8 protein-coding genes are annotated in these 11,156 nt (G+C 42.4%); 4 read left to right on the forward strand and 4 right to left on the reverse strand.

What is annotated here, in order from left to right:
- Positions 1–6: 6 nt before the first annotated feature.
- Positions 7–1,065 carry a DUF2169 family type VI secretion system accessory protein gene (locus tag M0M83_RS07275; RefSeq protein ID WP_248468038.1) on the forward strand — a complete coding sequence of 353 codons (1,059 nt, stop codon included), beginning with the start codon at positions 7–9 and terminating at the stop codon, positions 1,063–1,065.
- Positions 1,055–5,311 carry a DUF6531 domain-containing protein gene (locus M0M83_RS07280; RefSeq protein WP_248468039.1) on the forward strand — a complete coding sequence of 1,419 codons (4,257 nt, stop codon included), beginning with the start codon at positions 1,055–1,057 and terminating at the stop codon, positions 5,309–5,311. Before M0M83_RS07275 ends, M0M83_RS07280 begins: the two co-directional genes overlap by 11 nt.
- Here M0M83_RS07280 and M0M83_RS07285 read toward each other — a convergent pair.
- A protein-coding gene (locus M0M83_RS07285) for an IS3 family transposase (RefSeq protein WP_102140835.1) occupies positions 5,255–6,408 on the reverse strand; the annotation gives its coding sequence in 2 pieces (ribosomal slippage) (positions 5,255–6,162 and positions 6,162–6,408; 1,155 coding nt in all). The two genes, M0M83_RS07280 and M0M83_RS07285, sit on opposite strands and share 57 nt — an antisense overlap.
- A gap of 82 nt (positions 6,409–6,490) precedes the next feature.
- Here M0M83_RS07285 and M0M83_RS21500 point away from each other — a divergent pair.
- Both M0M83_RS21500 and M0M83_RS07300 read left to right on the forward strand, forming a co-directional pair.
- On the forward strand, positions 6,491–7,237 hold the full coding sequence (locus M0M83_RS21500) for an RHS repeat-associated core domain-containing protein (RefSeq protein ID WP_282561448.1): 747 nt from the start codon (positions 6,491–6,493) through the stop codon (positions 7,235–7,237).
- 1 nt (position 7,238) lies between these two features.
- Entirely contained in the window at positions 7,239–7,559 is a 321-nt protein-coding gene (locus tag M0M83_RS07300; protein ID WP_125890733.1) for a DUF7716 domain-containing protein, read from the forward strand.
- A gap of 66 nt (positions 7,560–7,625) precedes the next feature.
- On the opposite strand, the gene M0M83_RS21505 is transcribed toward M0M83_RS07300, so the two are convergent.
- From M0M83_RS21505 to M0M83_RS07310, 3 genes are all read right to left on the reverse strand, one after another.
- Entirely contained in the window at positions 7,626–7,751 is a 126-nt protein-coding gene (locus M0M83_RS21505; protein WP_275959721.1) for a hypothetical protein, read from the reverse strand.
- Positions 7,752–8,045: 294 nt separating this feature from the next.
- Complete coding sequence (locus M0M83_RS07305; RefSeq protein ID WP_125890734.1) at positions 8,046–9,782, reverse strand: type VI secretion system baseplate subunit TssF; 1,737 nt, start codon at positions 9,780–9,782, stop codon at positions 8,046–8,048.
- Positions 9,775–11,118: a VasL domain-containing protein gene (locus M0M83_RS07310; RefSeq protein WP_248468040.1), complete on the reverse strand. Its 1,344-nt coding sequence runs from the start codon at positions 11,116–11,118 to the stop codon at positions 9,775–9,777. Before M0M83_RS07310 ends, M0M83_RS07305 begins: the two co-directional genes overlap by 8 nt.
- Positions 11,119–11,156 lie beyond the last annotated feature (38 nt).

Raw genomic sequence — 11,156 nt, forward strand, 5'->3', positions numbered from 1 at the left:
TAACCGATGTTTGAGGTGATGAATTATACGCCATTTCCACATTTGCTTTACCAAAAGTATGGTAAACAAGGTGCGTTATTTAATGTACTTGCATTTCGGCAAACATTTCGACTTAAAACTGGGGGGCATTATTCCGATTTAAATAATACACAGTTTCCACTCGTTATGGCGGATGATTACTATCATACTTCGGAAAGCAGCAGCCTTATTGATGAAACTGATTTAGTCCTTGGGCGTCCTTGTACCAATATCCACATTCGTGGGGTGGCAAAACCTAAAGATGGTATTCCTACAGAACAATGGCGAGCGGGAATCAGAGTCAAGGATTTTTCTCATACATGGACTTTAACGGGCCCATCCTATTGGCAACATGAAAAAGATAATTGGCAGTTAACCGCTCCTTTATTGACTGACGGAGTAAGTTTGCGTCATGAAATGGCATATGGAGGTCGTTGGATAAATACCCAAGGAGAAACTGACGCTTACGCAGCAAATCCGGTTGGAATAGGTTTCTATCCTGATATTTCCGCATTAGATAAATCTAAGCGATATCCAGCTCCGCAAATTATTGAGGACACTATAACGACACCAAGAGAACATCACGTCATTAATGAAGAGCAATTAACATTGGGCTCTGGTCCAATATCCCGTTGGTGGATGGGGCGTCTTGAGTATGCTGGAACCTATGATAAACATTGGGAAGAAACGCGGTTCCCTTTTTATCCTGATGATTTTGATGAGCAATTTTTTAACTCTGCACCTGTCCATTTACGTTACCCCGGTTTTTTAGCGGGTAATGAACCCATTTTATTGGAAGGATTGTTACCCGAATCTTCAACGGTCGTCACAGCTTTGCCCGATTACCAGTACCTTGTATTGCTTCAGGATATTGAGGGGGAGTTGTTTCCTGTTACACCTTTACTCGACACGTTAACCATTGACCTTGATAACCGATTTATTTCGGTCGTTCGTCGGGTGCGCATTCCTGCTGAATACCCCATAAAACAAGCTGTCATTTCAGTTGTTGTCCCTTCGCAGACAAAAGGAGCATGTCATGTCGGATAAACACATAGGTGATGCAGAAGGCGGTTTTAAAGCAGTCAGTAGTGCGCCTGATGTTTGCAAGGTGGGCAATGCCGTAGTGCCGTTTGATAGCTATCAAAGCCTCAATCATATCAAAAAATTTGCAACATCCGTTAGAGCTAGGGGGGCTCTCACGTTAAATGTGGGCTCTATCATTGCAGGCTCTCAAAGTAATGCGGGCTCAGGAGTGATGTCTGGCACATCTCAAGGGAGTGGTGACTGCATAATACTGACGGGCAGTACTTCCGTACGTATTGAGGGGCAGCCAGCAGCGATGCATGGTTCGCTTGTCGCCATGAACAATAAAAATACGTTAGGGACATTAATCACGAATGAAGCGTCCCCTGGTAATCCCGTTGAAAGTAATAAAATACCCTGTAATGACCCTCCAGTAATTTCTGATTTATTACGAAACTTGGTCACGGAAAAAGAAGCGCTACAGCAAAGCTTTGTCAGTCAAGCAATAGTTGCAAAAGAGAATGCGGTTAATCAGGCAGATAAATATCTTGATGAGAAAATTGACAGTATTCGGTCTGAGCCTGTTGAAGGATGGGGATGGGCGGGGGATGCGTTTAATTTTTATCGGGATGTTAGAGATGGAGCAAGGCGGGCTACGCTAGGGCTTGTGAAAGACACGGGTATCGGTTTAGTACATATGTCTGATGCTATCCCAATAAACCCCATTCAAATGGTTAAAAATGCTGAAAATACACTAGATGCTTTAATCCTTCTCGAAAATACTCGTTTAGGCAATGTTTGCCAAGAAAGTATGTCTGAGAGTGCTAAAGAGGCATGGGAAAATACCAAAAAAGCAGTGAGTGACGCGATGGAGCGTTTGGAGAATAAATGGGATAAAGGCACCAGTGATAAAGCGGAGATCGTGTCCCGAGGAATATTAGAAATTGCGACAATATTATTCCCTGCGAGCAAAGCAGGTACGGTAGGTAAAGCTGGGGAAGGTGTAAATGCCATTAAAGGGGCTAGGGCTCTTGATGCGGTGGCGGACACCTCAAAAGGTATTACAACTCTGAAGGAACTTAGAGCTGCTGAAGCCGCTATTGCCGCAAAAGAGGCGCAAGTTGCTGAAAAATCAGTTCAAACAATCACTGATATTGCGAAAGATGCGGAACGAGCATTACCTGCGCCAGGGCCCCGTATTTCACCGAAGGTTGAAGCTGCAGCTGAAAAACCATCAGCGACACCTAAAAATACCGATGTGAAAGCTGAAAACCCCGCACCGAAGAAAAGTGATGATGTAGGGGGGACTTGTACTGCTGGCGCAACATGTAAAGGTGAACCTGTTAATGTTGCAACAGGGGATTTTATTCAGCAGTGGCAAGTTGTTCGTATTCCCGGGTTATTACCCATTATCTTGCATCGAACATATCAGTCAACATCTGCTGCCAGTGGTCTTTTCGGTCCAAAATGGACTGATGAATGGTCACGTTGTTTACGAATTGACAACAACAAAATTATTTTTAAAGACAGCGATGGAGCTCAATTTGATTTTATTGCTAAAGAAAATACCGTTCGCTCCCGAAATACTCACGCACCGCATTATTTGTTGGCGGGGTCTAAAAATGAATCATTGACGATTTTTGATAGCATACAGCAACATACCTTATCTTTTGCTCACATTGACGGTGACTATCGCCGCTTAAGTGCTATCACGGATCGGAACCAAAATAGCATTCATTTTATTTATAATGACACTCACCAGTTAGCCGAAATAAGAAGAAATGATGGCTTCCTTTTAGAGCTTGAATATCAAAAAGGTCAATTGCAGCGCATCATTGGAGGCAAACAGAAAGATGAGCAGCATGTTTTTGCCGTGTGTGCGTATGATCCCCAGGGGTATTTATCGGAGTGTGATGCCTATCAACAAAATCGCCTTTGGCACCGCTATACCACTGATGGCTTAATGGTTCAGTGGGGGGATACCGATCAAACTGAATTAACACTCACTTATGATGATAAAGGCCGTGTCATTACTACTCACTCCTCTTCAGGGTATTGGCATGATCGTTTTATCTATGATGATACCCAACGAATGACCACCTACATTGATGGTGAGGGCGGCTATTCACGCTATTATTATAATGAAGATAATCTAGTTACTCGGGCGATTGACCCTCTTTGGCGTGAAACCCATACGCAGTGGAAGCAGCGTCAAAAAATATCAGAAATCAATTCATTAGGTGAGAAGACAGAGTATGGCTATCATTTTGATGGCCAATTGGCTTACCTGTTCCTTCCTGATGGGCGTCATGTTTATTATGACTATAATGAGATGGGGCAATTGATTTCCTACACGTCGCCATCGGGAGAAAAATGGCTGCTTGATTACGACACCCAAGGCAACCTAACGACCCTCACCGACCCTCAAGGTCACATTCAAGCCTACGAATACAGCCAACACGGTGAGCTGCTCAAAGCCATTCACCCCAACGGGGCGCAATGGCAGTATGAATACAATGATAGCCATCAACTAATCAAAACAACCAACCCGTACCAAAACAGCACTGACTATCAGTTTGATGAGCTGGGGCGCTTGCAAGAATATACCGATGCTCTAAAACACACTACCCGCTATCGTTACAGTTCAGAGCATGCAGGCGTCAATGGTAGCGTCAGCGATATTTTGCTGCCGGATGACGCGCATCAATACATTGAATATGACAGCGAACGCCGTGTGGTTGCTGTCACAGACGGTGAAGGTAAAATCACCCGTTATCGTTATGGCCCCTTTGATTTACTGCTGGCGATGGTACGTCCAGACGGTACAGAAGTCCGTTTTGAATATGACTCTTTGACGCGTTTAAAAGCGGTGATTAACGCTACAGGGGATAAATACACCTACGAGCGTGACCGCGCGGGGCAAATTATTCGTGAAACCGACTTTACAGGGCGAGTGCAAGAGCACCGTTATGATCAGTTAGGTCGCCGAATAACAACACGTTATCCAGACCAACACGAATTACGTTGGCGTTATGATGTATCTGGGTTGGTTGTTGAACAAAGTGAATGGCTGGATAATGGCGTTGAAAATAAATGTTTATCGACCACGACCTATGAGTACAACGCACGTTTGCAATTGGTGAAAGCCACCAACCCCGATTCAGTGGTTGAATTTGAATATGATGCGCAGGGGCGTTTAACGTGTGAGCGAATCAATGGTCAAGAAATCAAACATGATTGGGACAGCGACCATTCGACGTTAGCGCGTACCGCTTTCGGTGACCGTGAACTTCATTATGCCTTTGGGCAACTCGGTGAATTAACCTCACTACAAATCAACCAGCACGCGCCGCTGCAATATAGCTACAATGCGGTCGGGCAAGAGTACCTTCGCCGCAGTGAGGCGGGGTTCGCCAATTCAAGCCATTACACCGCCACCGGATTGTTAGCCCATCAACGGGCGGGGCGTGGCAGTGAAAACTTCTTGCAATCACTGCAACAGGATCCGCAGCAGCCGCCATTTTGTACCGATGTGCACCGTTCTTATCAATACGACCGTGCACACAATGTGGTGCGTATTGAAGATGACCGTTGGAAGCAGACCACCTATCGGTATAACGCGAACGACCAAATCACCGAAACCCAATACAGCAACCAAATTGGCAATCGTGATGAAAAGTTTCTTTATGATGCGAACCTAAACCTCACCGAGCACATGACATTGCCGTCGGATGCGCAAGGGGCGATGTTACAGTTATTCCAGCAACAACAAGCGGGGCGCGTCACACGGCGGGATACGGCAAGGGGCTATCAACTTTACCATTACGATGTCAATGGGCGGTTAGAGAAAAAGGTTGTTTATGAGCATGGCTATCGACCAAAAGAGTGGCGCTATCTGTGGAACACTCAAAACCAACTGACCGCGTGTTTCACACCAAAAGGGGACTGCTGGCGTTACACCTACGATGCCTTTGGCCGACGGCTGAGTAAAACGCAAACCGTGGATAGCCAAGCGGCTCATGTCAATCCACGGTTTCCTCAGTTGAAACCGAAAGTTACAGCATGGCACTATTTGTGGTCAGGCGACCAAATGGTGGAAGAAACGCCAATCTATGCCGATGGAACACTGGCTTATGATTCACAAATTCAATGGCTGTACGAACCGGGGGCTATTACACCGACAGCGCGCTATCAAAATGGTGATCTGGTCAAGCTAGGCCGCACACTTTTTCCTTACACTTTCAAACTCAATTGGCGACATATCATTTAATGAAGTATGAAGCCGAACTGAGTTGTAGTATTTGATGTATTTCTCTACATCAGTTTTCATGCTTTCTCTGGTTAAATGGTAAACATTTAATAGCCATTCATTTTTCAAGCTGCCGAAAAACCTTTCAACCACAGCATTATCTAAACATGCTCCACAACCACTCATTGATGGCGTAATTCGATTGCTCCATAGCAATGATTGAAAACGCTTACTGGTGTATTGTGAGCCTCTGTCGCTATGGAAGATCAAGCCTGCTTTGGGTTGACGCAGGTTGATAGCCATTTGCATCGCTCTCATGGTTAAATCAACCGTCATGCGTTTACTCAACGCCCAGCCAATAATACGGCGAGAATGCAAATCCATCACAACAGCTAGGTACATCCAGCCTTGATGCGTTCTTAGATAGGTGATATCACCCGCCCACGCCTGATTTGCTCTGGCTGGATTGAATTGGCGCTTCAATAAGTTATCAGCAACCGCATGGCTATGTTTGCGCATAGTCGTCACTTTATAAGCCACTCGCTGTTTAACGACTAAACCGAGCTTTTTCATCAAGCTCTTAACCCGACAAATACCAATTTTAAAGCCTTCTTTGCGTAGCAACTTCATTAAGGTTCTGGCACCAGCACTACTGCGGCTATCATCAAATAACCTCTTCATGCGACGATAAAGCATTAACTCTTCAACACTAATAATCTTGGCTGGTCGCCTCAGCCATGCGTAATAGGCTGACCGACTCACTTCTAGAACCTCGCACAAAACGCTAATTGGAAAGCGCCATTGCTGCTCTTTAATATATTCGAACTTTATTTCATTTCTTTCGCAAAGAAGGCACTCGCCTTTTTTAAGATCTCACGCTCCATCTGTAAGCGTTTATTCTCTTTTCTGAGCTTAACCAGTTCAGCTCTCTCATCTTTGCTTAATGCTTCGCCTGAAGTTTGCTTGGCTAGTTTGTCTTTCCAGTTGTAAAGCAGCTTAGTTGTTATGCCTAATGATTTGGCTGCTTCAGTAACACTGTAACCTTGTTCAGTGACTAGCTTTACAGCTTCTTCTCTGAACTCATCAGTATATTTTCTAGGTTTTCTTCGTTGGGTCATTTTCACACCTTTGTTGTTGGACTAATTATCCTTCACAAAAGTGTGCGGTGCCATTAAATCAGATCATGGCAAATTGCACTATGTGGTGACCGACCACCAAGGCACGCCACGAGAGATTTTCACGGAAGCGGGTAAGGCGAGCTGGGCAGGGCGCCTGAATACGTGGGGGCAGATGCAGTTTTGGCAATCCCGCGATGGCCTTGCCGATAATGACCCCAATTATACGGAGTGCCACTTTCGTTTTGCAGGTCAATATGAAGACCGAGAAACGGGTTTGTATTACAACCGCTTCCGCTATTATGATAAGGACAACGGGCAGTATATTTCCCCCGATCCGATAGGGCTACTGGGTGGGTTTAACCCGTATGGGTATGTGTACTGTCCGACAGGTTGGGTAGATCCGTTTGGGTTGGCGGGTGGTAAGGGGAATAAAGGGGATCTAGATGGTTCGGGTAGGCCATTAGCTAGCCCAAGATACTCTGTAGCATTTGAAACAAAAATAGATAGTAAATTCTATCCCGGACGTTCTGATAAGGTTCATTTTCAGGAAGCTAATAGAAATCTTCATGAGGCTATGAAAGCATACCCTATATTTGCTAAAAAATTGGAAGATATGTATCCGGGAATAACTCAAGGTATACAGCCCGGTCCTAGAGGAGCATACCCAAGACGCTCACCTTTGCCAGAGCTGACATGGCATCATGAGGCTAATCAACCAGGTGTAATGCAATTAGTGCCTATAAAGCAACATCAAGCTCCTGGAGTTGTTCAGGATTCTCTCCATCCTGGAGGGAAAGGAGGAATGAGTAATTGGGGAGGGGGACGATAATATGATCGAAGAAACACTGAGAAATGTTTTACAAAAAGTAATAGATATACCTTGGAATTTAGCGCTTTATCTGCCTAAAGATACATTAAATTGGGATTTAGATACTCTTGCTATGATTGAAGATCCTGATGACGTTGAGTCAGATGAACTAGATGATGACCCTGAAGTTATAAAAGAAGCTAATTATAGGTATGTGCTAACGATCCAAATGTTACAAAGCATTGTTACCTATGCTAAATTACAAAAAGCTAATGTAACTGAAGAAGAGTTACTTCAATGCCTTATTTATTATTTTAATAATGATGCTTATTTAACTCTTTAGCTATATAGCCAGAAGATCCTTCAACCTTCTGGCTTACTCATTTTTAAGAGCCGCTCAGTTTTGCCTTTAGCCGCTAATATACTCTGCCATCAGCTCGCGCATCGTATGCCGTATGGCGGTTAGCTGTGCTTGCTGTTGTTGGCTTTGCTGCTTCATTGCTCGGATATCTTTGCTGTCAGGTATCAAGACCAAACAGCCCTCATTTCTTGTGATTGCGAGCTGAATAATGAGTTTGTGCAAGAATACCTTCGCTGTAGTGAGATGGGCTTTATGAATTCTAGTCATTAAACAGAGATAGGATTATTAGCCCTTTACAACAGCGAATCACTGCAACCTTGAAACTTTAAAAGCAGGCAACGCTGCCTTATAAGTTCATAGGGCGGGGATGCAATTGAAGCGTTTTTGCGCCACACTTTTTATGCTCCCCTTTACTATATTGAGATAGTCTTTGGGATACTTTAATTAGTTACTCATTAAGAGAGATAATTAAATCATTGACTTATGTCCTTTTAGGGGGGATGGAGATAAATGCCACATTGTTTTTTTCTCATCATTCAGTGTCACAGACATCTCTAATAACATATTTTCAGATAGGCAAAATGGAAAAAAGTGATAGAGATGAGTGGTAAATACAAAGGCCTCACCTTCGCTTTCATATTGGGCGTTATCAAGTAGTAGAGATAAAGATAAACACCGGTAAGGTTTACCTTTTAATATATGGTCATATAAATGTGTTTTCAGCTCAATGAGCCCAGACAGTAGTCGCTCACATTTTCGTGTCACTTGCCTATCAGTATCTCGATAGAGAATATAATCAGCAATTAGGTGTTTTATGCTTTCTAACGACATTAGCATTGAGGCATTAGCACTGTAATGGGATAGTAATTGCCAAAAATGGTGGTTATTGACGATGGGAGGATAGCAAGGTGACAATAACGTGATATTTCCCGTTTTAATTCCGTCAGGCATTTTTTCACTGTGTTGGTTTAATAAGCCAATTTCGTTTTTTTGGTTACGTTCAAAGCCTGTATAAATACATGAAAAATGTAAGCTGGGCGGTGTTACCATAGGGGCGCCTTTATTATCAAAAAAATTTAAATAATAAAGGGTATGTCCCGTGATATTTTTCTCCATCGTTAAGGAGTAAAAAAGGGTTTTATGGTATTGAGGCATAAGGCGTGAAGATGCCGTCAATTCTGTCGTAGGATAAAAATGACAATATATGCCTCTCTCTTGTTCATGTGGCTCAAGTGAAAGTTGGATTTCAAAGAGGTCAGCCAAGTAGTGATGGCTAGGGATAGGAAGTAAATAACTTGATTTATTTTCTTTAAAATCAATTAGCAAGGTGTGTTGTGCTTCGGTATCTATTGCAGGAGCACAATTTAAATAAAAGCTATTTTCACATTCCTCTTGTGTCAAAGGAAGCTGTTGATTTAAATAGATGTTAACTGTAAAACGCCTTTCTTGCTCCCAATCTAGCTCAGTGACAACTTGGGGAATATTGAGCTCAACAAAATGATGAACATGAGGTAAATAAAGGCCTTCTAATAATTGCTGTGGAGCACTGAGTGATACATTTTCTTGCGGGAAAATTTTATAGGGCTTTCCAATTTTGGGCTCGAAAGCGTAATTAAGTGGATCACCCTCATAGCGAATATGATTATGGATGACTTCAATTTTTTCAAAATACTGGCTAAATGCGAGTAATAAGATTTCTGATGTTTTTTTATTGGCTCCTAAAAAAATATCAAGTGAACTTGTTGAATGAAATTTAGTTTCACCTCGATACTGTATTTCAAGCGAAATACATGAGCGATTTGGGTGTTGAATAATTTTCCTATCAAGAAGACTATAGGGTGTCACGACGAGATCATGACAAAAGCTAAAACGAGCCCCATTATTACCTAAGACAAGATGGTCTTTATTTATCTCTACTGGAAAAGAAAGCAATTCATTTTGGTCAATTTGTACAATAGTCGTCGATGGAAGCCCTTTTATCGCTTGGGAATCAAGCCGTTGCAGTAGAGGTAATGTGATTTCAGGAAATGCATCATCAATTTTATCTTGTAAACGTGCAGACAAAAAAGCAAATCCTTCCAATAGATAACTCGTTTGTGGATCTTGAGGGTCTAACACATCTGCTAAATGTGGTTTCTTATCGGCATATTCACTGAATAGCTTTTGTAAGTATTGCTTTTCTTTAATATATTTTATTTCACTCATGACTTAATCCAAAAGATGAATATGAGCTGGGTTTTAAACCTTTTTGCTCTGCTTGTTTTTGTAATTCATAGTAACGAGCTAATAATCCATTAATTTTATTATCAATATTGATGAGTGTGGCAGGGGAAACTGGCTGCCCATTTTTAATTTGTAGCGATAATTGACGAAGCTTTTCTTCAATAGGCTCCACTTTGTTGTGCTGCTTTTGAATGTCATAGATGGCGGTTTTTAAATAGGATAATGTAAAACTACCTCGGTTTTTCTCTTGTTGAATAATTTTATTTGAAAGTTGCTGTAATAACATCGCTGTTTCAGACCAACTATCATTAATAGGCATATTTTCTAAACGCGTCTCATATTGGTTTTGCCAATTTCGGCTGAAGTAAGCCTGATCAGCATCTGCAGGCCAATAAGATTTTGCTTTTTCTTGCATGTTCTCGATCAGTTTTAAATTAGCGAGAGGTGAACGCTTTTCAAGCAAAGCTAAATGATATTCATAGGTATTTATGTCGGGTTTAAATAACCATTTGGCAACAGCACCTTCAGGAATGGACGTTATAGCCTCCATCTCATGTTTAAGATACACATAGGCGCTAAATCCACAGACTAAAAAGAGTACACTACTGAGCACACAACCCCATATAAAACCACGGGTAGCGCTCATTTTTTTAGTTGTTACTGTTAATGTCGATGCGGGCTCAGGGGGTTCAAAAATAAATGTTGGTGATGGTTGTTCTACCTGTTTAGCGGGTTGTTGGATATACACTAAAGGCGGGAGCGTGACAGATTCGGATGTATTCTGTTTTGCATATTCTTCCTGCTTTTCAAGCTGTTTGGCTAAGTTTTGAAAGAACCATAACAAGTTTTCAATTTTAGGTAGTTTTTCCCACGTTGTTTTAGCCAGTTTATCAATGATTAATTGTAGTGCGCGTTCTGAGCGGTAAACCAAACGGAGGTCTTTTGTTTCATAGGTTTGCTGGCGGAGCAGGGCGCTAGCCTTTGTATTAAACCAGTTGAGTGCTTCTGTTCGTTGATTCGGTTTTTCAGGCCATAACGCATCCCAATGAGTCACAATAACACTCGCTAATAATTCGCAGCCTTCAGTAAAGCCACTGAGTCCATGGCGTTGTAGCCGTGCAATTGTGTAATAAGCCCCGCTTTGTAGGTCAATACCATGATTTTTAAAGAGAGATAAACAAAGTGACTCAATGAGTGTCCAACTAACCTCTGGGCGTGCAGGATGACTTAACTTGTTAAATTCTGTTTTAAGAGCAATAAATTCAGGAGTATCTAAAGGGGAGTTCCCGATTTTAATGACTAAATGTTCTGATTTCATCTCGTTGAATATCCTATGCCTCCACATAAAGTGGAGGC

Source organism: Providencia rettgeri (assembly GCF_023205015.1).
Taxonomy (GTDB): domain Bacteria; phylum Pseudomonadota; class Gammaproteobacteria; order Enterobacterales; family Enterobacteriaceae; genus Providencia; species Providencia rettgeri_E.

Coding starts and splice junctions, on each gene's coding strand:
- M0M83_RS07305 (WP_125890734.1), bottom strand. CDS start 9,782: ATGAGTGAAATAAAATATATTAAAGAAAAGCAATACTTACAAAAGCTA.
- M0M83_RS07300 (WP_125890733.1), top strand. CDS start 7,239: ATGATCGAAGAAACACTGAGAAATGTTTTACAAAAAGTAATAGATATA.
- M0M83_RS07275 (WP_248468038.1), top strand. CDS start 7: ATGTTTGAGGTGATGAATTATACGCCATTTCCACATTTGCTTTACCAA.
- M0M83_RS07310 (WP_248468040.1), bottom strand. CDS start 11,118: ATGAAATCAGAACATTTAGTCATTAAAATCGGGAACTCCCCTTTAGAT.
- M0M83_RS07280 (WP_248468039.1), top strand. CDS start 1,055: ATGTCGGATAAACACATAGGTGATGCAGAAGGCGGTTTTAAAGCAGTC.